Origin of the sequence: Collimonas sp. (genome assembly GCF_035566555.1) — a bacterium.
Taxonomy (GTDB): domain Bacteria; phylum Pseudomonadota; class Gammaproteobacteria; order Burkholderiales; family Burkholderiaceae_D; genus Collimonas.
Map to the genome: position 1 here is coordinate 1 of NZ_DATMRB010000001.1, position 24,791 is coordinate 24,791.

24 protein-coding genes and 1 pseudogene are annotated in these 24,791 nt (G+C 59.9%); 6 read left to right on the forward strand and 19 right to left on the reverse strand.

The features are described from left to right. Nucleotides 1–87 (reverse strand): annotated as a pseudogene (locus VNZ65_RS00005) (50S ribosomal protein L13); the annotation flags it as partial. Between the two features lie 532 nt (nt 88–619). Here VNZ65_RS00005 and VNZ65_RS00010 point away from each other — a divergent pair. After that, the gene (locus VNZ65_RS00010) at nt 620–1,066 is read left to right on the forward strand and encodes an OsmC family protein (protein ID WP_325664813.1); all 447 of its coding nucleotides are present in this window, start codon (nt 620–622) and stop codon (nt 1,064–1,066) included. Between the two features lie 79 nt (nt 1,067–1,145). Here VNZ65_RS00010 and coq7 read toward each other — a convergent pair whose 3' ends face one another. The 15 genes from coq7 to VNZ65_RS00085 all read right to left on the reverse strand — a co-directional run bounded on the left by coq7 (nt 1,146) and on the right by VNZ65_RS00085 (nt 15,656). Beyond that, complete coding sequence (coq7, locus tag VNZ65_RS00015; protein WP_325664815.1) at nt 1,146–1,772, reverse strand: 2-polyprenyl-3-methyl-6-methoxy-1,4-benzoquinone monooxygenase; 627 nt, start codon at nt 1,770–1,772, stop codon at nt 1,146–1,148. Nucleotides 1,773–1,821: 49 nt separating this feature from the next. Next, nucleotides 1,822–2,667 carry a DUF3025 domain-containing protein gene (locus tag VNZ65_RS00020; RefSeq protein ID WP_325664817.1) on the reverse strand — a complete coding sequence of 282 codons (846 nt, stop codon included), beginning with the start codon at nt 2,665–2,667 and terminating at the stop codon, nt 1,822–1,824. 54 nt (nt 2,668–2,721) lie between these two features. Next, nucleotides 2,722–3,489 (reverse strand): uroporphyrinogen-III C-methyltransferase, encoded by a 768-nt coding sequence (gene cobA / locus VNZ65_RS00025; RefSeq protein ID WP_325664819.1) that lies wholly within the window; start codon nt 3,487–3,489, stop codon nt 2,722–2,724. A 21-nt stretch (nt 3,490–3,510) separates the two neighbouring features. After that, on the reverse strand, nt 3,511–4,317 hold the full coding sequence (locus VNZ65_RS00030) for an ABC transporter ATP-binding protein (RefSeq protein WP_325664821.1): 807 nt from the start codon (nt 4,315–4,317) through the stop codon (nt 3,511–3,513). Nucleotides 4,318–4,342: 25 nt separating this feature from the next. After that, nucleotides 4,343–5,104 carry a nitrate ABC transporter permease gene (gene ntrB / locus VNZ65_RS00035; RefSeq protein WP_414649001.1) on the reverse strand — a complete coding sequence of 254 codons (762 nt, stop codon included), beginning with the start codon at nt 5,102–5,104 and terminating at the stop codon, nt 4,343–4,345. 224 nt (nt 5,105–5,328) lie between these two features. Then, on the reverse strand, nt 5,329–6,609 hold the full coding sequence (locus VNZ65_RS00040; RefSeq protein WP_325664825.1) for a CmpA/NrtA family ABC transporter substrate-binding protein: 1,281 nt from the start codon (nt 6,607–6,609) through the stop codon (nt 5,329–5,331). Nucleotides 6,610–6,926: 317 nt separating this feature from the next. Continuing rightward, nucleotides 6,927–7,547: an ANTAR domain-containing response regulator gene (locus VNZ65_RS00045; protein ID WP_325664827.1), complete on the reverse strand. Its 621-nt coding sequence runs from the start codon at nt 7,545–7,547 to the stop codon at nt 6,927–6,929. A gap of 144 nt (nt 7,548–7,691) precedes the next feature. Then, entirely contained in the window at nt 7,692–8,738 is a 1,047-nt protein-coding gene (gene pyrC / locus VNZ65_RS00050; protein WP_414649000.1) for a dihydroorotase, read from the reverse strand. Next, the gene (locus tag VNZ65_RS00055; RefSeq protein ID WP_325664829.1) at nt 8,731–9,489 is read right to left on the reverse strand and encodes an AAA family ATPase; all 759 of its coding nucleotides are present in this window, start codon (nt 9,487–9,489) and stop codon (nt 8,731–8,733) included. Before VNZ65_RS00055 ends, pyrC begins: the two co-directional genes overlap by 8 nt. A gap of 148 nt (nt 9,490–9,637) precedes the next feature. Beyond that, nucleotides 9,638–10,363: an amino acid ABC transporter ATP-binding protein gene (locus VNZ65_RS00060; protein WP_325664831.1), complete on the reverse strand. Its 726-nt coding sequence runs from the start codon at nt 10,361–10,363 to the stop codon at nt 9,638–9,640. A 72-nt stretch (nt 10,364–10,435) separates the two neighbouring features. Continuing rightward, on the reverse strand, nt 10,436–11,131 hold the full coding sequence (locus VNZ65_RS00065) for an amino acid ABC transporter permease (protein WP_325664833.1): 696 nt from the start codon (nt 11,129–11,131) through the stop codon (nt 10,436–10,438). A 2-nt stretch (nt 11,132–11,133) separates the two neighbouring features. Beyond that, complete coding sequence (locus tag VNZ65_RS00070; RefSeq protein ID WP_325664834.1) at nt 11,134–11,886, reverse strand: amino acid ABC transporter permease; 753 nt, start codon at nt 11,884–11,886, stop codon at nt 11,134–11,136. A gap of 172 nt (nt 11,887–12,058) precedes the next feature. After that, complete coding sequence (locus VNZ65_RS00075; protein ID WP_325664836.1) at nt 12,059–13,006, reverse strand: amino acid ABC transporter substrate-binding protein; 948 nt, start codon at nt 13,004–13,006, stop codon at nt 12,059–12,061. 174 nt (nt 13,007–13,180) lie between these two features. After that, nucleotides 13,181–14,122 (reverse strand): amino acid ABC transporter substrate-binding protein, encoded by a 942-nt coding sequence (locus tag VNZ65_RS00080; protein WP_414649002.1) that lies wholly within the window; start codon nt 14,120–14,122, stop codon nt 13,181–13,183. Nucleotides 14,123–14,369: 247 nt separating this feature from the next. Further along, nucleotides 14,370–15,656 (reverse strand): Glu/Leu/Phe/Val dehydrogenase, encoded by a 1,287-nt coding sequence (locus VNZ65_RS00085; RefSeq protein WP_325664840.1) that lies wholly within the window; start codon nt 15,654–15,656, stop codon nt 14,370–14,372. Between the two features lie 360 nt (nt 15,657–16,016). Between VNZ65_RS00085 and VNZ65_RS00090 the strand changes: the two genes are divergently transcribed. Beyond that, nucleotides 16,017–17,414: a tetratricopeptide repeat protein gene (locus tag VNZ65_RS00090; protein WP_325664842.1), complete on the forward strand. Its 1,398-nt coding sequence runs from the start codon at nt 16,017–16,019 to the stop codon at nt 17,412–17,414. Between the two features lie 27 nt (nt 17,415–17,441). Here VNZ65_RS00090 and VNZ65_RS00095 read toward each other — a convergent pair whose 3' ends face one another. Continuing rightward, a complete protein-coding gene (locus VNZ65_RS00095; RefSeq protein ID WP_325664844.1) occupies nt 17,442–18,413 on the reverse strand; it encodes a LysR family transcriptional regulator in 972 nt (323 codons plus the stop codon). Nucleotides 18,414–18,496: 83 nt separating this feature from the next. Further along, complete coding sequence (locus VNZ65_RS00100; RefSeq protein ID WP_325664846.1) at nt 18,497–20,386, reverse strand: ABC transporter ATP-binding protein/permease; 1,890 nt, start codon at nt 20,384–20,386, stop codon at nt 18,497–18,499. Between the two features lie 74 nt (nt 20,387–20,460). Between VNZ65_RS00100 and VNZ65_RS00105 the strand changes: the two genes are divergently transcribed. Next, the gene (locus VNZ65_RS00105) at nt 20,461–20,868 is read left to right on the forward strand and encodes an acyl-CoA thioesterase (protein ID WP_325664848.1); all 408 of its coding nucleotides are present in this window, start codon (nt 20,461–20,463) and stop codon (nt 20,866–20,868) included. Here the strand turns inward: VNZ65_RS00105 and VNZ65_RS00110 are convergent, their stop codons facing one another. Then, nucleotides 20,869–21,717, reverse strand: a complete 849-nt coding sequence (locus VNZ65_RS00110) for an IclR family transcriptional regulator (RefSeq protein ID WP_325664850.1) — start codon at nt 21,715–21,717, stop codon at nt 20,869–20,871. Nucleotides 21,718–21,861: 144 nt separating this feature from the next. Here VNZ65_RS00110 and VNZ65_RS00115 point away from each other — a divergent pair, with 144 nt between their 5' ends. Genes VNZ65_RS00115 through dgoD form a run of 3 tightly spaced genes read left to right on the forward strand, consistent with a single transcriptional unit; the run spans nt 21,862 to nt 24,728 of the window. Then, nucleotides 21,862–22,884, forward strand: a complete 1,023-nt coding sequence (locus tag VNZ65_RS00115) for a 2-dehydro-3-deoxygalactonokinase (protein ID WP_325664852.1) — start codon at nt 21,862–21,864, stop codon at nt 22,882–22,884. Between the two features lie 9 nt (nt 22,885–22,893). Further along, the gene (locus VNZ65_RS00120; RefSeq protein ID WP_325664854.1) at nt 22,894–23,529 is read left to right on the forward strand and encodes a 2-dehydro-3-deoxy-6-phosphogalactonate aldolase; all 636 of its coding nucleotides are present in this window, start codon (nt 22,894–22,896) and stop codon (nt 23,527–23,529) included. A gap of 50 nt (nt 23,530–23,579) precedes the next feature. Next, nucleotides 23,580–24,728, forward strand: coding sequence for a galactonate dehydratase (gene dgoD / locus VNZ65_RS00125; RefSeq protein ID WP_325664856.1), 1,149 nt, complete (start codon nt 23,580–23,582; stop codon nt 24,726–24,728). Nucleotides 24,729–24,791: the final 63 nt, after the last annotated feature.

Sequence of the window (24,791 nt, forward strand, 5' to 3'; positions counted from 1 at the left end):
GGCAACACGTCCGAGGACTTTGTCCGTCGCGTCAATCACGAACCAATCACGCTGGACTTCATGGCCCTTAGCGGAAAAAGTTTTCATGTTGACTTCCTAACTAGTTTAATTCGCTCAAATGGTGGTTCCATCGCTACCGGAAACCTGATTGTTAGACCCGGTTTTCGTCCTGCATTGGCGACAGACTCTGCCTTGTTATCTTTTCCTGAGCAAACGGAAAAGCCGTAAATTATAGCCTTTTCAAGGACTTGGCGTCAAACCGATTGAAAATAATCGGCATTTGGGCTAGGAATTGTTGTAATTGCGCTGGTAAATCCGGCGCCAGACTCTTGCTCGATGGAGGCCGCGGATAAAAGAAAACCCGATCTGCACATGGGCGTCGGGTTTAAATCCACTCCTGTGGAGGGGTGGAGGAGACATCAGTTGATTGCCAAGAGCCAACTCCGGCCTTCGATGAATCATCTTAGCAAACGGATTTGTGCATCGCAAGGTAGAAAATTAGGGAGTTTTACCAAGAATCTCGGCTTGAGTTCTCCAAATGACAACAAAACCCGCCCGAACGGCAGCCGCCAAGAGCAGTTAGAATAACGCGACCACTACCAATACCCCGCGAGAACCTATGGAATGCACAGTACGCTGGACCGGCTTGTCCGGCATGACTTTTTTAGCTGAAACCGGCTCCGGCCACCTGCTGACGATGGACGGCGCGCCTGATGGCGGCGGCCGCGACCTGGCGCCGCGCCCGATGGAAGTGGTGCTGGCCGGCACCGGCGGCTGCACCGCCTACGATGTGGTGCTGATCTTGCGTAAAAGCCATCAGGATGTGCGCGGCTGCGACGTCACGCTGAAGTCGGAGCGGGCCGAGAAGGAACCCAAGGTTTTCACCAAGATCCACTTCCATTTCACCGTGCGCGGCCGCAACCTCAAGCCCAACCTGGTGGAACGCGCGATCAAGCTGTCGCACGAGAAGTACTGCTCGGCCTCGATCATGCTGGAAAAGACTGCAGAAATCACGCATTCCTTCGAAATCGTCGACGACCTGGCGGAAGCCCCGGCCCAGGCCTGATATTTGGCAGGGTAGGCAGGAATTTCTGCCCGCCTTGAGGCGCAACCATCCGCGTGGGCAAGGATGCCCGCCCTGCCAATCAGATGTAGTAGGCGACGGTGGTCATCACTTTCGACATCGCCTGCATGGCCTTCTGCGCCGGCAAGGGCATTTCCACTCCTCCCAAAGAACGCGCTGCCTCGCCATGGGCGATTTCATCGTCGCGCATCTGTTCGACGATGGCGCGCGATTTGGCGTCCTGCAGCGGCAGCTGTTGCAGATGACTGTTGAGATGCTTTTCCACCTGGCGCTCGGTTTCCGAGACAAAACTCAGGCTGCGCGTATCGCCCAGCCGCGCCGCCAGCGTGCCCAGCGCGTAGGAACCGGCATACCACAAGGGATTCAGCAGGCTGACGCGCGAGCCCAGCTGGCGCAAGCGTTCCGCGGTCCAGGCCAGATGATCCTCCTCTTCCCTGCCGGCCTCGGCAAACTGTTGCTTGATCGGCGTGCCCTGAGCGAAGCGGCCCTGGGCATCGTACAGCGCCTGGGCACAGACTTCACCGACATGGTTGATGCGCATCAGTCCGGCGCTATGGCGCTGCTCGGCGGCATCCAGCACGCCGTCCGGCGCCTGCAGAGCCGGACTCGGGCGCGAGGCGGAAGCTTGCCCGGTGATCACGCGCAGCGCGTTGTCGAAGTCGGTGATGGCTTGGTCAAGGAATGGCATGCTGGAATGATCGGTAAAAGGAGATAGCCCGGATTTTATCAGGACGACGCTATTTGGCGCGCTTTGGCCGGAATACCGCACGGTCTGCATAGAAATCGCTGTCCTGGCCCTGGCACCAGCCCGGTACTCCCAGCACCGGCAAAGGCGTCAGGCGCCCGACCAGGGAGCCATGCTGCGCCAGGTCAGCGGCGACGCGGTCATCAATCCAGCCGCGCCTGGCATCCTCGCCAAGCGCAAAGTAGGACTCTGGCGCCGCCACCACCAGGGTATGGGCAGTAATCGCCTTGTAGGGGCGCACCAGCTTTTCCAGCAAGGCGTGGCCGAACAGCCATACTTCGGCGTCCCTGCCGAACAACTGACGTTGCGCGACGAAGACCTCGCTCCATTGATGGTTACGCAAAGCGGCAACCAGCGCTTGTCCCTCTGCATTATCGTGCACCAGCAGCAGCGCCGCGTTTTCATCGAAAATAGTGGCGGCGTCGCGCGCGGCGCCGCGCGGCTTGCTGCTGCCCGACGGCGTACCGGCCTTGGCCAGTTCGGCTGCCTGCAGCGCGTTCAGGCGCGCCTTGATGGCCGGAAAAGAGAGCCAGATCAGGGCATTCAGGAAATCATGGAGATTGTCGCGGGTCGGCACTTTGCCGCTGCTGCCTATGAATGCCTCGTAAGCAGTGGCAGCAGGCAATTCAGCCTGTGCTACAAAGCTGAGTGGCAGCCCCAGGTAGTTGCGGATAGCGCGTTCCTCAGCGGCCGCATTCAACACTTGCCGCCAGCCGGCCGCAGCGCTCAGGCGCCGGCCTAGCTGCTGCAATGGCTGCAGCCAGGGTTGCGACCAGTCTATCGTTGTTAAAAACGATGGCGCGGGACCGGCGGGTGGATGGAAGTCGGAGCTGGGCATTTGCCGCGCATTTTACATGCCCCCGGGGCCCGCCACCAATGCCGCAGCGAAAGCTCAGCTCAGCGCATGCTGCATCTGCTGCGGCCAGATATCGACAAAGGCATCGGCACAACGTACGGCCTCGCCGATGACGATAATGCTGGGGCTGCCAAGAGCGCTCGCCGACAAGTCCTGCGACAGACGGCCGAGGCAGGTCAACAGCTGCGCTTGCGCCGGCAGCGTCGCCGACTGTACTACAGCCACCGGCATCGACTCCGCCATGCCGGCATCCAGCAGCAGCTGCTGCAACTCGCGGCAGCGCGCTACACCCATGTAGATCACCAGGGTCAGCCCGGATGCCGCCAGCGCCGGCCAGTTCGGCTGCGCCGCATCGCTTTTGCCATGGCCTGTCACGAAAATCACGCCCTGGCTATAATCGCGGTGGGTCGGCGCGACGCCGATACTGGCGGCGGCCGCCATGCCGCTGGTGATGCCCGGCACCACTTCCACTGCTACGCCGGCCTGGCGCAGGTAGGCGCGTTCTTCGCCGCCACGGCCGAACAGATAAGGGTCGCCGCCTTTCAGGCGCACCACGCAATGGCCGCCATGCGCCTCCAGCACCATCAGGCGCTGAATGAATTCCTGCGAGGTTGACCGGCAGCCGCCGCGCTTGCCGACATGGATAATGCGCGCAGCTTCTCGTGCATGCTGCAGGATCGCGGAATTGACCAGATCGTCCACCAACAGCACGTCGGCCTCGGCAATCGCCTTGACCGCTTTCAACGTCAGCAGCTCGGGATCGCCCGGCCCTGCCCCCACCAATATCACCTTACCTGCACACATCGCCACGCTCCCGGTCGGACATTACGCCGCATGAGCGACTGCCTGTTTGCGATACAAAAATTCCAGCACCGAAGTGCGATACTCGGCATACAGCGGATCCTGCGCCAGCGCCAGCCGCTCGCGTGGCCGCGCCAGCCTTACCTGGACGATCTCGCCGATAGTGGCGGCCGGACCGTTGGTCATCATCACGATGCGGTCGGACAGCAGCACCGCTTCGTCGACATCATGGGTCACCATCACCACCGTCGATCCGGTCTTGGCGACAATCTTCAGCAACTCGTCTTGCAGATGCGCGCGCGTCAGCGCATCCAGCGCGCCGAACGGTTCGTCCATCAGCAAGACCTTGGGTTCCATCGCCAGCGCCCGCGCAATGCCGACGCGCTGCTTCATGCCGCCGGAAATTTCGTGCGGCCGCTTCTGCCCGGCCGCGCTCAAGCCGACCAGCGCCAGCGCCGCCTTGGTGCGCTCCTTCATGGCGCTCTTGTTTTCCGTTGCTGAAAATACGCGTTCGACGCCGAGATAGATATTCTCGAAGCAGGTAAGCCAGGGCAGCAGCGAATGATTCTGGAACACCACCGCGCGCTCGGGCGACGGCCCGCCGATTTCGCGGCTGGCGCAAATCAGCACTCCTTCGCTAGGCATCAGCAAGCCGGCGATCAGATTCAGCAAGGTCGACTTGCCGCAGCCGGAATGGCCGATCAGGGTGACGAATTCGCCTTTGCGCACGGTCAGGTTAATATCGCGCAGCGCATGGAACTGGCCTTTGCGCGTGTTGAACAGCATTTCAACCTGGTGGATGTCGATGAACTTGGCGTCGCGTGTTTCCATGTTTTTCCTCGGCTATCGGATTCGATTAGCTAACAACCTGCTCATAGGTAAACGCTTTCGCCAGCGTCACCAGCAACTGCTCCAGCAGCAGGCCGACCACGCCGATTACCACGATCGCGATGATGATGTGCGGCACGTTGAGGTTGTTCCATTCATCCCATACCCAGAAGCCGATGCCGACGCCGCCGGTCAGCATTTCCGCCGCCACGATCACCAGCCAGGCGGTGCCTATGGCCAGCCGCACGCCGGTCAGCATGTACGGCAGCACTGAGGGAAACAGGATCTTGGTGATGATTTTCCATTCCGACAGGTTCAGCACACGCGCCACATTCATGTAATCCTGCGGCACTCTTTGCACCCCGACCGCGGTGTTGATCACCATCGGCCAGATCGAGCAGATGAAGATAGACCAGATCGCTGCCGGATTGGCCGACTTGAACACCAGCAGGCCGATCGGCAACCAGGCCAGCGGCGACACCGGCTTCAGCAAGCTGATGATGGGGCCGAACATGCTGGACAGGAAGTTGAAACGGCCGATCATGAAGCCCAACGGAATGCCGACCAGCGCCGCCAGGCCGAAGCCGACGCCGACGCGCTGCAGCGAGGCCAGGATATTCCAGCCTATGCCCTGGTCGTTGGGGCTGGTGCGGTAGAACGGATCGGCGAACAGCTTGAGCGCTTCCTGCAAGGTCAGCAACGGCGTCGGGAACTGGCTGTTGTTCATGGCGATGATCTGCCAGACCAGCACCATGAATGCCAACCCCAGCAGCGGCGCCACAATCTGCATCAGCCATGGCGGCACGCTGCTGCGCCGGTTGCCGGCTTTCTGCCGCGGCCGGACCGCGGCGCCGCCTGCTGCGCTTGGCGCCCCGGCTTCGGCCGCGCCGGCCACTTCGACGCCGTCACGCATGGTCACCGCCTGACGATTCGCATTTGCCTCTGTGTCCATGATTGCACTCATAATGGCTCTCCCAAAAATGCGGTTCCGATACATCAGGGCGGCGCACGATGTTATGCGCGGATCTTGAACGAAGCCGCATAGGCTTGCGGATTCTTGCCATCCCACACCGTGCCGTCCATCAGCTTCGAAGTGCGCAGCACATCTTTCGGCAGCGGCGTCTTGGTCATGGCCGCGGCATCCTTGTACAGCTCGATCTGGCTCACCGACTTGGCCACCGCCAGGTAATCGGGATCCGTCTTCAGCAAACCCCAGCGCCGGTGCTGCGTCATGAACCACATGCCGTCGGACAGATAGGGAAAGTTGACCAGGCCGTCGTTGTAGAACTTCATGTAGTTCGGATCGTCCCAGGTCTTGCCCAGGCCATTCTGATAGCGCCCCATGATGCGCTGGTCGATCACGTCCTTGCTGGTGTTGACATAGGACTTGTCGGCGATCGCTTCCGCCATCTTGTTCTTGTTGGCGAGCGAGGCGTCGATCCACTTGCCGGCCTCCAGCACCGCGGCGATCAGGGCGCGGCAAGTGTTCGGATTCTTGGCGGCGAATTCTGCGGTAGTGCCGAGCACTTTTTCCGGATGGTCTTTCCAGATTTCCTGGGTGGTAATGGCGGTGATGCCGACGCCGTCGACGATCGCGCGGTGGCCCCATGGTTCGCCGACGCAGAAGCCATCCATGTTGCCGACCCGCATATTGGCCACCATCTGCGGCGGCGGCACGGTAATCACCTTGGCGTCCTTGAGCGGATTGACGCCGTTGGCGGCCAGCCAGTAGTACAGCCACATGGCGTGAGTGCCGGTCGGGAAAGTCTGGGCAAAGGTGTATTCGCGCTTGTCGCTGGCCATCAGCTTCGCCAGCGAAGGACCGTCCACCGCGCCTTTGTCCGCCAGCTTCTTCGACAGCGTGATGGCTTGGCCGTTATTGTTGAGCCCCATCAGGATCGACATGTCCTTCTTCTGGCCGCCGATGCCCATCTGCACGCCGTAGATCAAACCCGACAGCACATGTGCAGCATCCAGCTCGCCGTTGGCCAGCTTGTCGCGTACGCCAGCCCAGGAAGCTTCCTTGCTGAGAGTGATCTTGATGCCGTATTTCTTGTCGAAGCCGAGCAGCGAAGCCATCACCACCGAGGCACAATCGGTCAGCGGAATGAAGCCGATCTTGACTTCGGTTTTTTCCGGCTTGTCCGAACCCGCGGCCCACGCTCCGCTGCTAGATAATCCCAACATGCTTGCTCCTGCCGCAACGGTGGCGGCTTGTAGTATTTGGCGGCGCTTGCCGTCGATAGCCAGGCTCAGGTCAAGACCATCTTGCGGCAGTGCTTTTTTTGATTCCATCGCATGGCTCCACTGTGTTCTCGGCAAACAAAAAAGGCGTCGTTCCACAATGTGCAAGTCATGTGGAAAGACACCTTTGTCTGATGTGGAAAGGACCGCCGTTAGCCGCTTCCAGCAGCGCCAACGCTGGCGCCTGTTATTGACTATGCAAACCACGTGCCAGGAATTGCAGGGGGAAGGCGCCTGGATCCTGAGCGGAAAGCGCACTCGCTTTGTGCGTCGCACCAAAGCGGCTCACGATTTTCGGGCGTTTCCGCCGGACCGGCTTGCTTCAATCGCAAGATTCAGACGAAATTCAGGCGAGATTCAGACGAGACTCAGCCCAGCAAATCGGCGGCGTCGATGATCCGCTGCGCCACCTCGGACAGTTTCAGGTTCTTGTCCATGGCCAGCCGGCGCAGCTTCTGATAGGCCTCTTGTTCGCTCAGCTTATGGTGATCCATCAGCAAACCTTTGGCGCGCTCCAGCACCTTGCGCTCGGCCAGCTTGAGCTTGGTGTCGGAGAGTTCCGCCAGCAACTTCTGCTCCTGGCGGAAACGCGCCAGGGCCACATCCAGCACTGGCTTGATGCGCGCCGTCTGCAAGCCCGCCACGATATAGGCGGAGACGCCGGCAGCCATGGCGGCGTCCATGCTGGAGGTCTTGGCATCCTCGGTAAACAGCACGATCGGACGGCGGGCGTCGCGGGTCGCCACCACCACGTGCTCCAGCACATCGCGGGCGTCGGATTCGGCGTCGACGATGATCATGTCTGGTTGTAACTGGGCAATTCTTTCAGGGAGATAGAGATCTGCGGGAAGCGAGGCGATGATGTTGTAGCCGGCTTCCAGCAAACCGATGCGCAAGTCCTTGCCGCGCGCAGCCTGGGCGGCAAACGCGGGGTCGTCTTCGCCTTCGATGGCGACTGGATTGACAACTACGATACGTAGACTTTGCATGCTTGAAACCCTCGTCCGCAGACGACTCAATGAGCTACGGTTAGACCGGATGGGATGATGTTTCGCCCATCGCTGCCATGCAAGCATGCAAAAATCGCACCATGTCGATGCGAACGGCCGCCAGGCACGGGCGGCACGATTACCTTAGAGCAACTGCCAGTCTATGGTTTCGCCGCCGTTGAGCGGCACCAGCGTGGTCTCGCCCAGCGGCAGTTCGGCCGGCAAGGTCCACGGCTGACGCTTCAGGGTCACGCTGTCCTGGTTGCGCGGCAGGTTGTAGAACGCCGGGCCGTTGAAACTGGCGAAGGCTTCCAGCTGGTCCAGCGCACCGGCCTGGTCGAAGGCTTGCGCGTACAGTTCCATCGCATGCAGCGCGGTGTAGCAGCCGGCACAGCCGCAAGCATGCTCCTTGAGCCCCTTGGGATGCGGCGCCGAATCGGTGCCGAGGAAGAAACGGCTGCTGCCGGAAGTCACGGCGCGCAGCAGCGCCTGGCGGTGCTCTTCGCGTTTCAGCACCGGCAGGCAATAGTAATGCGGACGGATCCCGCCCTTGAAGATTTCATTGCGGTTGTACAGCAGGTGATGCGCGGTGACGGTAGCGGCGACCGGGCCCTCGGCGCTTTCAACGTATTGCGCGGCATCCTTGGTGGTGATGTGCTCGAACACCACTTTCAATTCCGGCATGTCGCGCCGCAGCGGCCGCATCACGCGATCGATGAAGACCGCTTCGCGATCGAAGATGTCGATGGCCGGATCGGTTACTTCGCCATGCACCAGGAAGGGCATGCCCAGCTCTTGCATCACTTCCAGTGTCTTGTAGCACTTGCTGAGATCGCTCACGCCAGCGTCCGAGTTGGTGGTGGCGCCGGCCGGATACAGCTTGACCGCGTGCACGAAACCGCTGTCCTTGGCGCGCCGGATTTCATCCGGCGGCGTATTGTTGGTCAGGTACAGCGTCATCAGCGGCTCGAAGCTCAGTTCGGGCGGCAGCACGGCAAGGATGCGCTCACGGTAGGCCGCAGCTTGCGCGGTGGTGGTGACCGGTGGTTTCAGGTTGGGCATCACAATGGCGCGGCCGAACTGGCGCGCGCTGTGCGGCAGCACGCTGGCCAGCGCGACGCCGTCGCGCAGGTGCAAATGCCAGTCGTCGGGGCGGGTGATGGTCAGTGTGTTGATCAAGGCATCAGTCATCTTCATTCTCTTCTGCAAAAAGTCGCTCCAGCATCGCTGCCGGGTTATTCAGGAAATGGCGTGTGGTCGTATAGTGTTCAGTGTCTTCGTAGCGGGTTTCGCTCAGTCCGCTCTGGTCCAGCAGGTAGATCCTGGCATGCGGATAGGCCAGCAGTATCGGCGAATGGGTGGCGATGATGAACTGGCAGCGATCCTGCGCCAGTTTGTGGATGATCGCCAGCGCCGTCAGCTGCCGGTTGGGCGAGAGCGCCGCCTCGGGCTCGTCCAGCATGTAGAAGCCGTCCGGCTGGAACTTGTTCTGCAGCAGCGCCAGGAAGGACTCGCCATGCGACTGCCGGTGCAGCCCCTTGCTGCCATAGGAATGGTGAGCGCGGCCGGCGCCCTCTTCCAGTTCCTCTTCGTAGGTGGCAAGGTTGAAGAAACTCTCGGCGCGCAGGAAGTAGCCGTTGCGCGGCCGCTTGAAGCTCTTCACCGTGCGCAGGTAGCTGTGCAGCTCGGAATGCGCATCGGCGGTAGAGAAGCGCGCGTTCCTGGTGCCGCCCTCGGCGTTAAAGCCCCAGGCGATCGCCATGGCTTCCAGCAGGGTCGATTTGCCGGCGCCGTTTTCGCCGACCAGGAAGGTCACTTCCGGGTGAAACTCGATCTGCTCCAGGTCCCGCACGGCGGGAATGCTGAAGGGATAGGCATCGTAGTCAATCGCCATCTCGGGATTGAGTTTCAGGCTGCGCAGGTAGGGTTTGATGGAAAGCATGGCGTGGCGGCGACTTCAATGAACGTCATTTTACCGCAGCTGGCTTGCCAGCCTGAATTGCAGGCGCGGCCTGCACTGACAGAGGCCCGTGAAAAAGCCGCTCAGGCATGACCCGGAGCGGCTTCTTGTCCTGCGAACAATCCAGCGATCAGTGAATGATCTTCGCCAGGAAGTCACGTGCGCGCTCGGAACGCGGCGCACCGAAGAACTCTTCCTTGCGGCAGTCTTCCACCACCAGGCCCTTGTCCATGAACACCACGCGGTTGGCGACCTTCTTGGCGAAACCCATTTCGTGGGTCACCACCATCATGGTCATGCCTTCTTGCGCCAGGCCGACCATCACATCCAGCACTTCGTTGATCATTTCCGGATCGAGCGCCGAAGTCGGTTCGTCGAACAGCATGGCGATCGGGTCCATCGACAAGGCGCGGGCAATCGCCACACGCTGCTGCTGGCCGCCGGACAGCTGGCCAGGGAACTTGTCTTTTTGCGCGATCAGGCCGACACGGTCCAGGTACTTCAAGCCTTTTTCATTGGCTTCGTCCTGGCTGCGGCCGAGCACCTTGACCTGGCCGATGGTCAGGTTTTCGCGGATCGACATGTGCGGGAACAGTTCGAAGTTCTGGAACACCATGCCGATGCGCGCGCGCAGTTTCGACAGGTTGGTTTTCGGATCGCCGACCGAAATGCCGTCGACCGTGATCTCGCCCTTCTGGAACGGCTCGAGGCCGTTGACGGTCTTGATCAGCGTCGACTTACCCGAACCCGACGGTCCGCACACGACGACCACGTCGCCCTTGGCCACTTGCGTGGTGCAATCAGTCAGGACTTGAAATTGGCCGTACCATTTGCTGACGTTGTTAAGCTTAATCATGAGTATTTCTCCTAATTCCTGAATTCTATTGTGCTGCTGGCGGCTACCCTGCACAGGGCAGGCCGCCGTCCATTATCGAATAATCGCAACCCTTTGCTGCAGCTTCTTGACCAGCGTCGACAGACCGAAGCTCATCACGAAATACACCACGGCGACAAACATGTACATTTCCACCAGGCGGCCGTCACGCTGCGCGATCTTCGACGCCACCGTCACGAAGTCCGGCACCGAACCCAGCACGTAGACCAGCGAGACGTCCTGGAACAGCACGATGGTTTGCGTCAACAGGATCGGGATCATGTTGCGGAACGCTTGCGGCAGCACCACATTGCCCATCATCTGCCAGTAGTTCATGCCGAGCGCATAGCCGGCAGAGACCTGGCCGCGTGGAATCGACTGGATCCCGGAACGCATGATTTCGCAATAATAAGCTGCTTCAAACAGGATGAAGGTAATCAGCGCCGATGAAAAGGCCCCGACCTGTACCGGCTGCGGTGCGCCGATGATCCAGGCGCCGATATACGGCACCAGGAAGTAGAACCAGAAAATCACCAGCACCAGCGGTACCGAGCGGATCAGGTTGACGTAGCTGGTGGCGATCAGCGAGATGGCCTTGTTGTGCGACAGCCGCATCATCGCCAGCACGGTGCCGAACAGGATGCCGCCTATCATCGCCACCACGGTCAGCGTCAGCGTGAACTTCATGCCGGTGGTGAACAGGTAGAACCAGGAACGCTGGATGACGTCAAAATCGAAATTCGAAAACATGATCAATGGCCTCCTGTGTTCGCACTGCCAGAGGCAATAAATCCTGGAATCGCAATGGCTTTTTCAAGCCAGCGCGCCAGCAGCAAGGCGACCCCCGAGATGATCACGTAAATCACCGTGGCGCCGGTCAGGGATTCGAAGGTCTGGAACGTGAACTCGCGCATCGAATAGGTGGCTGCGGTCAGCTCCACCAGGCCGATGGTCAATGCGACCGAGCTGTTCTTGATGATCGCTGCAAATTCGTTGGTCAGGGACGGGATGATGATCCGGAACGACATCGGCAGCAACACGTAGCGATATGTTTGTGGCAACGTCAAGCCAAGTGCAGTACCCGCCAGCTTTTGGCCACGGGGCAGTGCATTGATGCCAGCGGAGACCTGTACGGCAATCCGCGACGACGTAAAGAAACCCAGCGCCAGGAAGGCGGTAATGAACGATGCATTCGGCAGGCTCTTGAGCCAGTTGCCAATGCCCGCAGGTACAATCTCCGGCATCACGAAATACCAGAGGAACATCTGAACGATTAATGGAATGTTGCGAAATAATTCAACGTAGCCGTTGGCCACGCGTACTGCCCATTTGTTTGGCATGGTGCGAATCGTACCGATCACCGTACCGATGACCAGCGCCATGATCCAGGCTGAAATGGACAAAGCAAGCGTCCACTTCAGGCCGGCCAGCAAGGTGTCCATGTAAGTGCTGACACCGTCGGGAGACTCTTGCCAGAAGATACCCCAGTTCCAGTTGTAATGCATATTAGTCCCCTCTCACTCTCTAACCTACTGCTGCTGCCTGAAACTACCCGGATGCGCCGGATCTGCTGCTATCCGGCGCAAATGATAATCAAAATTGTGCGACGCAGCAATTCAATTCCAGAAACAAAATGGGAGGCTTGCGCCTCCCCTTCATCTCTTCAGATCGTCAATCTTATTTTTTCTTCAACGATTGTTTTTGCGCTTCAGGCACGGCAGCGTAAGCAGCCGGATCACCGGAATCGGTTGGATGAGCAAATGCCGCCTTCAATTGCGGGCTCATCGGCACGTTCAGGTTAACGCCCTTAGGTGGGATAGGCTTCAGGAACCATTTGGCGTAGATGTCGTTGACCTGGCCAGATTTGTACAGGTTGCTCAACGCCGTATCGACAGCTTGCTTGAAAGGCAAATCGTCTTTACGCTCGATGATGCCGTATGGCTCAACCGACAGCGCTTCGGTGGTGATCGCGTAGTCGTTAGGCGCTCTCGAGCTGGCAGCCAGCGAAGCCAGCAGGATATCGTCCATCACGAATGCCGTTGCGCGGCCGGTTTCCACCATCAGGAACGCTTCAGCGTGGTCCTTGGCAGCCAGGATGTTCATGCCGAGGTTGCGCTCGCCATTCAGGATCTTGACTTGCTTCAGGTTGGAAGTGCCGGAAGTCGAGACGATGGTCTTGCCCTTGAGGTCGTCCAGCGTCTTGATGTTGGAAGATTTCTTGGCCAGGATGCGGTTCGCGGTGACGTACATGGTCGGCGCAAAGGACACGACCTTTTGGCGGTCAGCATTGTTGGTGGCGGAATCGCAGGACAGATCGATCGTGCCGTTGGCGATCAGCGGAATACGGGTCGCCGATGTCACGGGCACCATCTTGACGTTGAGCGCGGTCAGGCCGAGCTGTTTCTGGATCGCGGTAGCGGCTTTCAGGCACAGGTCGATCGAATAGCCTTGATACGACTGTTTGTCATCAAGGTAAGAGAAAGGGATAGAAGAATCGCGCACACCCAGGGTAATGGTGCCGGTGTCCTTGATTTTTTTGAGTGTTCCGGTCAATTCTTGTGCTTGCACGGAGCCAACCAGCACTCCCAGGCCAACCAAAGCGACGACCAATTTCGATGACATCATAACAACTCCCGTTAAAAAATTATCTGTATAGTTTAACAAACTCGCTGCTTGCACAGCGGACTTATACCCATGCTTATTTATTATGTCCAGCTCTCCTCCAAAAATACCGGTCTCCCCAACCTGTATGAATTTTTAATTACGTCCAATTTTATTATTGTCATGACCTTGCTACCGCTAGTTTCCTACCTGGTCCGACGGAAAGCGCAATGACTCCCTGAAAAGATAGCTCATAGGCATGTTCAGCGTAAGATTATTTTTTGCCGGTATCGCGCTCAGAAACCACTTCGAATACAGCTTGTAGATCTCGCCGTCGTGGATGATGCGGCCCATTTCGCGGTCCACCAGGCCCTTGTAGACCGGATCGCCCTTCGGCAGCATGATCGCGTATGGCTCGGTTGTCAAAGGATCACCGACCACGATATAGGCGGCAGGATCCTTGGCCGTCGCTTTCAAGCCGTACAACAGTACATCATCCATCACGAAAGCATCGGCCGTCTTGTCTTCCACCATCTTGAACGACTCGTTGTGATCATGTCCTTCCAGTATCGTCATGTTGAGCGAGCGAACCTGGCCGCGGTCTTCCAGCGACTTGACGCTGGTCGTGCCTTTGGTCGTCACTACTTTTTTATTGCGCAGGTCCGGCCAGTTCTTGATCTTGTCATCCGCCCGCACGATCATGCGCGACGACGCCATGAAGTGCGCGATGGTGAAATCGACGCGCTTGCGCCGTTCTGCATTGTTGGTGGTCGAGCCGCATTCCAGGTCCGCTTTGCCGCCCGCAATCACATCGATGCGATTGGACGACGTCACCGGCACGTAGGCGATATTCAACTGCGGCAGCTTTAATTGTTGCTTTACGGCATCTGCTATTTTCAGGCACAGGTCGATCGCGTAGCCCACCGGCTTTTTATCCTGGTCCAGAAAAGAGAAAGGAAAAGATGCCTCCCGATAGGCAATCGTGATGGTCTTGCTGTCGCGAATCCTTGCCAGCACGTCTTCCGCGTGCGCCGCTGTCACACTCAAACCCAGGCTGAGCGCCAGCGCCGCGCTCAAGCTTGCTGTCCGGCGCCATGCGGCGGCGCCGCTCCTCGCTTTTTTCTTGTTGCTATCCTTGATTGCCACGCTGCTCTCCCGTTGATATGCGCTAATGATGTCGAACTATTTTTCGGTCCGGAATATGCATAACATGCAATATTCAAGCCAGCTATTCGATTGCCCACAGCGATTGTTTTCACCGCTTCCAGATGGACAAACGCCCCGGATTCTACCGGGGCCAGATAGTACACGCGCAAACGGCAATTTGGGCCGCCGATTGCGCGCATGTAAAACATTTCGACTATAGCTCAACTTAGCGCTGCATCAATCAAGGATACAAACCGCGCATTTCGCGCGCCTGCAATACCCGGGTACAGGCAACGATGAACGCCGCGGTGCGCAGGGATACCTTTTTCTCTTCCGCCAACTGCCATACTGCCGTGAACGCCTCGCGCATGATGCGGGTGAGGCGCAAGTTGATTTCGTCTTCGGTCCAGAAGAAGCTGGAGAAATCCTGCACCCATTCGAAGTAACTCACGGTCACGCCGCCAGCGTTGGCGATCACGTCAGGCACGACCAGCACGCCCTTTTCATGCAGGATATCGTCCGCTGCCGGGCTGGTCGGGCCGTTCGCGCCTTCCAGGATGATTTTGGCGCGGATCGAACCGGCGTTCTCGACAGTGATTTGCTGTTCCAGCGCCGCCGGCACCAAAATATCGCAATCCACAGCCCAAAACTGCGCACGGTCGCTGATTTCTTCGCCGCCGCTGAAGCCGGCCACGCTGCCGGTTTTCTGCACGTGTGCCTGCAGTGCCGCCACGTCCAGGCCGCTGGCGCGCGTCACGGTGGAGATATGATCCTGCACCGCCACCACTTTGGCGCCGGCATCGGCAAACAGGCGCGCCGCGATGCTGCCGACGTTGCCGAAGCCCTGCACTGCAATCTTGGCGCCATGGATATCCAGGCCGCGCTTGACCGCTGCTTCGCAACCGACCACGAACACGCCGCGGCCAGTGGCTTCGCGCCGTCCCAGGCTGCCGCCCAGTGAAATCGGCTTGCCCGTCACCACGCCGGAAGCAGTGCTGCCCTGGTTCATGGAATAGGTGTCCATCATCCATGCCATGATCTGTTCGTTGGTGTTGACGTCTGGTGCCGGAATGTCTTTGTTAGGGCCGATGATGATGCCGATTTCGCTGGTGTAGCGCCGCGTCATGCGCTGCAGCTCGCCTTGCGACAAGGTCTTCGGATCGACCCGGATGCCGCCCTTGGCGCCGCCGTACGGCACGTTGACTGCTGCGTTCTTGACCGTCATCCAGGCCGACAGCGCCATCACTTCCGACAGGGTCACGTCCTGGTGGAAACGGACGCCGCCCTTGCCTGGGCCGCGCGAGGTATTGTGCTGGACGCGGTAGCCTTCGAAGTGGGCAATGGTGCCGTCGTCGCGTTCGATAGGGACGTCGACGATCAGCATGCGCTTCGGACGCTTCATGGTCTCGACCCAGCGGGCCAGGTTGCCAAGGTAAGGGGTAACGCGATCGATTTGTTCGAGATAATCGCCCCATGGGCCGATGCCATGTTGCGTGAGATAAGATGGGACTTCGTGCTTGATAGTCATACTTTGCGCGCTCCAGGAAATGGCAGACCGGCTCCCATATGAAAGACTGCAGCGGGAGCAAAATCGATCTAGTGCCGCATCGTAGGACAACGGCACAGGGCATTGCCAATGCTTTGTGCGCATGCAACTATGCGTTTTTTGCATTACCTTGGGCGAAACAGAAACCGGGCCTTTGATTTCCGTGCGTCGCACCGGCCGGCTTTGAATTTGCCAGCGCGGCGCAAAAACCGCGCGCTCGCTGCAGCCGATATAATGTTGCCAATTCAACAAACTCCCGAGCTGAATGCAAACGGATCGTGATCCTGTATCCTGCATTGATATGGACCAGCTCGCGACTCCACTTCAGCCGGCGATATCTCTATGCAAAATCAGGAAGAAAAATTTCGTGCCGCGGTAGCTGCGCATATGGACAAGCAATACGCGCAAGCCGAGCAAGACTACCTCGCCATTCTCGCAACCGATGGGCGCTCGGTCCCGGCGCTCATGCATTACGGCATCTTGCTGGCGCAAACGGGAAGAGCGGCCGAGGCTTATGAAAAGCTGTCTGCCGCCCTGAAAATCACGCCGAACGATGTGGCGCTGATGAATAATTTGGGCCGCCTTCTGCTCGACATGGAACAGCTTGATCAAGCCGAGACCATGTTTCGCAAGGCCATGGCGCGCGACCGCAACAATGCGCTGAGCCTGGGCCACATCGCTTTGACAAAGGCGCGCAAGTCAGACTTTGCTGCCGCTGCCCAGTGGTATCGCCGCGCCCTGGAACAGGATGGCTCGGCCGACTGGATCCGCTACAACTATGCGCTTAACCTGCTAGGCAGCGGCAATTTCGAAGAAGCATGGCCGCTGCATGAAAGCCGTTTTTCCGAACAGTGGCCGGAGCGCCCGGTTCAGGCGCCAAAAATTCCGTTCCCGCGCTGGCAAGGCGAAGCCATCGACGGCAAATCCATCGTGGTGCTCTGCGAGCAAGGGCATGGCGATGAAATTCAATTGATCCGATATGCCGCGCACCTGAAAACACTACGCGCACGCAAGGTTACCTGGCTCTGCAAGCCGCCTCTGGCGTCGCTCTTCGCATCGATAGAGGGAATCCAGGTGCTGCCGTTTGCCGCCGGCATGGCGATCGAAGTGCACGATTACTGGGTGATGGCAATGAGCTTGCCTTATTGCTGCCGCACGACGCTGGCTACCATCCCGAGCGCAAGGGAATCCTACCTGCCCCGAGTCAGGGGCGGCAAGCTGCCGGCCTTGCAGGATGGCGCGGGACTGTACAAGGTGGGGTTGGCGTGGCAAGGCAGTAAAGGGTTAAGGAACGATCGTCATCGTTCCCTTTCCGATCTGGCGCCCCTGCTTGTGCTCGGCGAGATCGCAGGGGTGCGGCTGTATAGCTTGCAAAAGGGCGAAGCAGAAGATCAGGCGCGCGCAGCCGCCCATCTCGGCAAGCTGGTCCATCTAGGCGACAGCATCGAAAATTTCAATGACACGGCTTTACTCATCCAGCAACTCGACCTTGTGATTACCGTCGATACCGCCGTTGCGCACCTGGCCGGCGCCCTGGGAAAACCTGCGTGGGTCATGCTGCCGTTTGCCGGGATTGACTGGCGCTGGCTACACCAGGGCGAGCAAACGCCCTGGTATGGCAACATGCGCTTATTCCGCCAACCGCGCCCGGGAGACAACTGGCCGCTGGTCATTGCGCAAATTGCCCGGCAGCTAAGGCTGACGGTCGATCAAAGAAATGCGGCGAACCTGCCCGGATAGCAGCCGCACGGCGTTGCTTATCGCTCGTCAACCGTGATGGCTCTTGGCCGGCTTGACAGCGCTGGGGCGCTTGCCGGCGGCCTCCTGCTGCAACAGGTAGGCCCACAATCTTGCAACTACCGGCTTGCCCGGCCGTTGTACCGTAGGGCGTTCGCGATACAGGCGGATTTCCATGGTGGCCTCCCATTCCGGCGCCGACTGGCCGACGCTGGCCAGCTGCTTCAGCTTGACCTCGCGCGTCACTGCGGACTCCGGCAGGAAGGCCACGCCGTGACCTTCCAGCGCCATCATTTTCAAGCCTTCCGCCATATCCGTTTCATAGCGTTTTTCCAGATGCAGCGGCTTCTTGGCGTCGGCCAGGATCAGCTCCACCATGCGCCCCAGATAGGCATTGCTGGTGTACGACAGGAACGGCAAAGGCGCGCTGGCGCTGCCAGGAAAACGATAGTCGGGTTCGCCGGCCTTGTTGCAATGGGCGTAGGCGCGCAGCACCTCGCTGCCAAGCGTGATCAGATCGTAGCGGCCGGTATCGAGCTGCACCGGCTGGCGCGGATGGTGGTAGCACAGCAGCAGGTCGCAGCCGCCGTCCACCATCGCCATCACCGCGTCATGCACGTTCAAGGCCAGCAGGCGCGTATTGAGCGGGCCGAAGCCTTCTTCCAGCACGCGGATCCAGCGCGGCACATAGGTCAGGGACAAAGTGTGCGGCACGGCGAAATCGACCGTGCTCAAGGCTGTCGGCCGCTTGCCGCGCATCAGCGCGCGGGCGTTGTTGATCTGGCCGAGCATCTCCAGCGCCTGCTCGTAAAAGACTTCGCCGGCCGCGGTCAGGCGCGTCGGATAAGAAGTGCGGTCGATCAGGTCGGCGCCCAGCCAGGCCTCCAGCGACTGGATGCGGCGCGAAAACGCCGGTTGCGTCACGTGACGCAATTCTGCCGAACGGCTGAAACTATGGGTTTCCGCCAACGAAATGAAGTCTTCTAGCCATTTGCTTTCCATGCCGCTATCGTAACGCGAGTCGGGATTCCCGGCACAGGAAATTGGTGCGCGGCGCGCGAATTTCCTGTGCCGGCGTTGTCCCCTTACACCATCCGGATGACATTTTCAGCGTAACCGTCAACATCGGGCACTGGCGGCGATGCGCTTCCGATCTCCTCCGGATGGGCTTGCTGGCGCAGCCACATTTGCGCATACGCGCCGTCCGCCGCCAGCAATTGCGCGTGCGTGCCGCGTTCAACGATACGGCCATGGTCGAGCACCAGGATCTGCGCGGCATCGGCAATCGTCGACAGTCGGTGGGCAATCACCAGCGTGGTCCGGTCCCTGGCGATTTCCTTGAGCTGAGCCTGGATCGCCTGCTCCGATTTCGAATCCAGCGCCGAAGTCGCCTCGTCAAAAATCAGCAGGGCCGGATTCTTCAGCAAGGTGCGGGCGATGGCGACGCGTTGCTTTTCACCGCCGGACAATTTCAAGCCGCGTTCGCCGACCATCGAGTCATAGCCGTCCGGCAGCGACTCGATGAAATCGTGGATATGCGCGGCCTTGGCGACCGCCACGATTTCCGCCTTACTGGCGCCCGGCTTGCCGTAGCCGATGTTGTACTCGATGCTGTCGTTGAACAGCACCGTATCCTGCGGCACGATGCCGATCGCCTGGCGCAGTGAAGCTTGCGTGATGTCGCGCAGATCCTGGCCGTCGATGGTGATGCGGCCGTTATTGATATCGTAGAAGCGGAACAGCAGGCGCGACAAGGTCGACTTGCCGGAACCGCTATGGCCGACCACCGCCGTGGTGGTGCCGGCGGCAATCGTGAAGTCGACGTCGAACAGGATCTGGCGTTTGCTCTCGTAGCTGAAATCGACGTGCGAAAAACGCACCTGCGCACCGCCGGTAAGCAGCGGGCGGGCGCCTTCGGCATCGGCAATTTCACGGTTCTCATCCAGCAGATGGAACAGCCGTTCCATGTCCGCCAGGCTCTGCTTGATTTCACGATAAATCACGCCGAGGAAATTCAAGGGGATGTAGAGCTGGATCATGAAGGAATTCACCAGCACAAGGTCGCCCAGGGTCATCTTGCCGTCGATCACGCCTTGCGTCGCCCGCCACAGGATCAGGGTGACGGCGATGGCGATGATCAGCGATTGCCCGGTATTCAGCAGCGACAGCGACGTCTGCGATTTCACGGCGGCGGTTTCGTAGCGCATCAGGCCATCGTCATAGCGCTTGGCTTCGTATTCTTCATTACCGAAATACTTGACGGTCTCGTAGTTGATCAACGAATCGATGGCCTTGGTGTTGGCGCTGGAATCGAGCGTATTCATGGTGCGCCGGAAGTGAGTGCGCCACTCGGTCACCGTCACCGTGAAGCCGATGTAGCTGACCAGCGCCACCAGCGTGATGCCGGCAAACCAGATATCGTAATGCAGCACCAGGTAACCCAGCACCAGCGAAATTTCAATCAGCGTCGGCAAGATGCTGAACAAGGCGTAGGACACCAGCGAAGAAATGCCGCGCGTGCCGCGCTCGATATCGCGCGTCATGCCGCCGGTCTGGCGGTTCAGGTGGAAGCGCAATGACAGCGCATGCAGATGGCGAAACACCTGCAGCGCGATGGTGCGCACCGCACGCTGGGTGACGCGGGCGAACACGAATTCGCGCAGCTCGGTGAACAAGGTCGTGCTCAGGCGCAGCAAGCCGTAGGCCGCCAATATTCCCAGCGGCAGCACCAGCATCGCTTGCGGATGGCTGGCAGTGATGGTCATGCTGTCGACCAGTTTTTTCAAGACCAGCGGCACGCCTACATTGGCCAGCTTGGCGCCGAGCATGAACAGCAGCGCCAGCGAGACCCGCCACTTGTAGGTCCACAGATAGGGCAGCAAAGTCTTGAGCGTGGCCCAGTCGCTGCGCTTGGGCTGGGCGCCGTTATTTACGGCGGCAGCGGCGTCCGGCTGTGGGCTTGAATGGTGGCGCATTGGGTGACAATCTTAAAGAATGGTTTAAGCTACAGGCAACAACAACTAATTGTAGCTCTCGGGGAAAATAAAAGATGGCTGATCAAAACGACAATCAATTACCGCCAGGCACCATGCCGCAACTGCGCGTGATGCCGATGCCGGCCGACGCCAACGTCCACGGCGACGTCTTCGGCGGCTGGATCATGGCCCAGGTCGACATCGCCGGCTCGCTACCGGCCACGCGCCGCGCCAACGGCCGCGTCGCCACCATTGCAGTGAATTCCTTCCTGTTCAAGCAGCCGGTATTCGTCGGCGACCTGCTGTCGTTTTACGCCAGCATCGTCAAGGTCGGCAATACCTCGATCACCGTCAATGTCGAAGTCTATGCGGAACGCAACCGCCTGCAGACGGAGATCGTCAAGGTGACCGAAGCGACGCTCACCTATGTCGCCACCGACGACCAGCGTAAGCCGCGCAAGCTGCCGGAGCTGACACCCTGATCAGTCCGGGCCGCCGATGATGATTTCTGCATTGGCGCCCAGTTCGCCGGAGATGCCGCCAGCGGCTGCCTGCACCACCGCAATCAAGGACTGCATCCGCTCCAGCGGCATGTAAGGTAAGGTGCTGGAGACACTGATAGCCGCGACGATGGCATGGCTGGCATCGTAAATCGGCGCCGCCACGCAGCGTATCGACGGTTCATTATCTTCCAGGTCAAAAGCGTAGCCGCCCTTGGCATAGGCGCGCATCTGATCGCGGAATTCGGTCCAGCTGCGCTTCGGCAGCAAGCGCGAAGTATCGACGCTGGTGGCCGAGCTGCGCTTCTCGTAAAGACTCTTCCATTCGCCTTCGCTCATGCCCAGCATCAGCGCCTTGCCGACGCCGGTGGTGGCGATGGGCATGCGATGCCCCACGCGCGAACGCATTTCCAAACCCTTCTTGCCGGGAATCTTGTCAAGGTAAAGCACGTCGTCGCTGTCCTGCAAGGCCAGATGAATGGTGTCGCCGGACTGTTCCGCCAGCTGCTCCAGGTAGGGCCGCGCCACCACGCTCAAGGAGACTTCTTCACGCGCCTGGAAGCCCAGTTCGATCAGCTTTGGTCCCAGCACATAACCGATGCCGGGCGTAAAACGCAGATAGCGCTCTTGCGCCAGGCAGCTGGCCAGGCGATGAGTGGTGCTGCGGGTGGTGCCAAGCAACTGCGCGATGTCTTTCAGATCGCGCGCGCCGCCGGCCACCGCCTGCAGCACGGCCAGGCCGCGTGTCAGGGTCTGGGTGCCGCTCGGTATCGCAGCGCTGTCGTCGCCAGCAGGTTTCATCGGCGCGATCAAGTCCGGCGATTTTCGCATCACTCTGTCCTTTAAATTATGAAATCCCATATATTGGGATAGCATATCATATATTGACAAGGCATGGCGGCCGGAATAAAGTACGCAACACTTGACCGACGCCGCCAGCAGCAAACCGAACCATTTCAGAATCTACCCGACCCGATGAATCCAGCACTGCCAACGAAAGAATCGGAAACGCGCTTGATCGCCCTCGACTGGGGCACTTCCTCGCTGCGCGCCTATCGCCTGGGGGCAGATGGCCAGCGTCTGGAGTTGCGGGCCTTGCCATGGGGCGTCATGCAGCTGCCGGACGCCGGGGATGGCGAGAACGCCGGCTTCGAAGCAGCGTTTGAACAGGCTTGCGGCGACTGGCTGAAAGCAGCACCGACGACCCCGGTGATTGCGGCCGGCATGGTCGGCAGCCGCCAGGGCTGGCGCGAAGCGCCCTATCTGGAGGTGCCGCTCGCCGTCGCTCAGATCGGCGGCAGCCTGGCCAGCTTGCGCAACCGCGATGGCCAGCTGATCCACATCGTGCCCGGCCTGATGGAAAATTCGCAGCTGCCGAATGTCATGCGTGGCGAAGAAACCCAGGTGGTCGGCGTACTGTCGCTGAGTGCACAGCAAGACAAAGTCGCGGACATCCTGATCGGCCTGCCCGGCACCCATTCCAAATGGGTGCAAATCCGCCAGACCGAAACACAGAAAGAAGTGCGCCATTTCGACACCTTCATGACCGGCGAAGTGTATGCGGCGCTATGCGGCCACACCATTCTCGGACGCGGCATGAGCGCCGCCGACAGTAGCAACGGCAACGCTCAGCGCGACTTTGAACGCGGCTTGCAGGTGGCGCAAACCCCTGCCGGCCAAGCTGGTGTATTGTCAACCATATTCAGCACCCGCACCCTCGGACTGACCGGCGCGCTGGACGGCAGCGGTCAGCGCGAGTACCTGTCGGGCCTGCTGATCGGCCACGAGATCGCCGCCCTGCACGGCATGCTGCAATCGCAGCAGCGCTTGCCGGCGCAGATCATGCTGGTCGGCGAGGCTGGCCTGTGCGCGCGTTATGTGCAGGCGTTGCGCTGCTATGGCTTCGACCACATTGAGGTGACGCAGCAAGCCACCGAACGCGGACTGTGGCAGTTGGCGCTAAGCGCCGGCTTGCTACATCCTGATAGCAGCACCTGAGGGACCATCATGCTAAAAAACGCAATGAAACAATGCGGACTGATCGCCATCCTGCGCGGCGTCAAGCCGCATGAAGTGGCGGCGATCGGCCTCAAGCTGTATGAAGCCGGCTTCAGGATCATCGAAGTCCCGCTCAATTCGCCCGAACCCTTCGACAGCATCCGCACGCTGCGCACTGCCCTGCCGGCCGATTGCATGGTCGGCGCCGGCACCGTCCTGACGACCGACCAGGTGGCGGCGGTAAAACGCGCCGGCGGTGAAATCATCGTCATGCCGCACAGCGATCCGCTGGTGATCGCGGCCGCCAAGCAGGCCGGCCTGGCTTGCGCGCCAGGCGTGGCTACCGTCACCGAAGCGTTTGCCGCACTGGCGGCCGGCGCCGACGTCTTGAAGATGTTCCCGGCCGAACAGCTGGGCGCACATGTGGTCAAGGCCTGGCGCGCGGTGATCCCGCGCGAGATCGCCTTGCTGCCGGTGGGCGGCATCACGCCTGAAAACCTGGCGACCTTCATCGATGCCGGCGCCTCCGGCTTTGGCCTGGGCTCGGCGCTATATAAACCGGGCCTGAGCGCTGAACAGGTGGGCCAGCATGCCAACAAGTTTGTGGCGGCATGGTGCGCAGTACAAGAACAAAACAACAGATAGTCGACCGGGCGCGCGGCTGTGCCGCGGCCTGTAACCAGGAGAACGGATTAATGAAGATCACCAAACTGACCACTTACATCGTACCGCCGCGTTGGTGCTTTCTGAAGATAGAAACCGACGAAGGCGTGGTCGGATGGGGCGAGCCGGTGGTGGAAGGGCGCGTGCACAGCGTGGTGGCGGCGGTCGAGGAATTGTCGGATTACCTGATCGGCAAGGATCCGCGCCATATCGAGGACCACTGGACCGTGCTGTACCGCGGCGGCTTCTATCGCGGCGGCGCCATCCACATGAGCGCGCTGGCCGGCATCGACCAGGCGCTGTGGGACATCAAGGGCAAGGCGCTTGGCGTTTCGGTCAGCCAGTTGCTGGGCGGCCCGGTGCGCGACAGCATCCGCGTGTATTCATGGATAGGCGGCGATCGCCCGGCCGACACCGCGGCAGCGGCCAAGGATGCCGTCGCGCGCGGCTTTACCGCGGTGAAGATGAACGGCACTGAAGAACTGCAGTTCGTCGATTCCTATGAAAAGGTCGAAGCCACTCTGGCCAACGTCGCCGCGGTACGCGAGGCGGTCGGCCCGCACATCGGCATCGGCGTCGATTTCCACGGCCGCGTGCACAAGCCGATGGCGAAGATCCTGATCAAGGAACTGGATCCGTACAAGCTGATGTTCATCGAAGAACCCGTGCTTAGCGAAAACTACGAGGCGCTGAAGGAACTGGCGCCCCTGACCAGCACACCGATCGCGCTGGGCGAGCGGCTGTATTCACGCTGGGATTTCAAGCGCATCTTGAGCGAAGGCTATGTCGACATCATCCAGCCGGATGTGTCGCACGCCGGTGGCATCACCGAGACCCGCAAGATCGCCACCATGGCCGAAGCCTACGACGTCGCCGTGGCGCTGCACTGCCCGCTCGGCCCGATCGCGCTGGCAGCCTGCCTGCAGGTCGATGCGGTGTCGTACAACGCTTTCATCCAGGAACAGAGTCTGGGCATCCACTATAACCAGAGCAACGACTTGCTCGATTATGTGACGCAACCGGATGTCTTCGCCTACGACAAGGGCTACGTCACCATCCCGCAAGGACCGGGACTGGGCATCGAAATCAATGAAGAGTATGTCAAGGAGCGCGCTGCCATCGGCCATCGCTGGCGCAACCCGATCTGGCGCCACAAGGACGGCAGCTTCGCCGAATGGTAGCAAGCGATTTAGCAGGTGCAACAGGGAAGCAATCAAGGAATCCGCCGTAGTACAAGAGGCAGC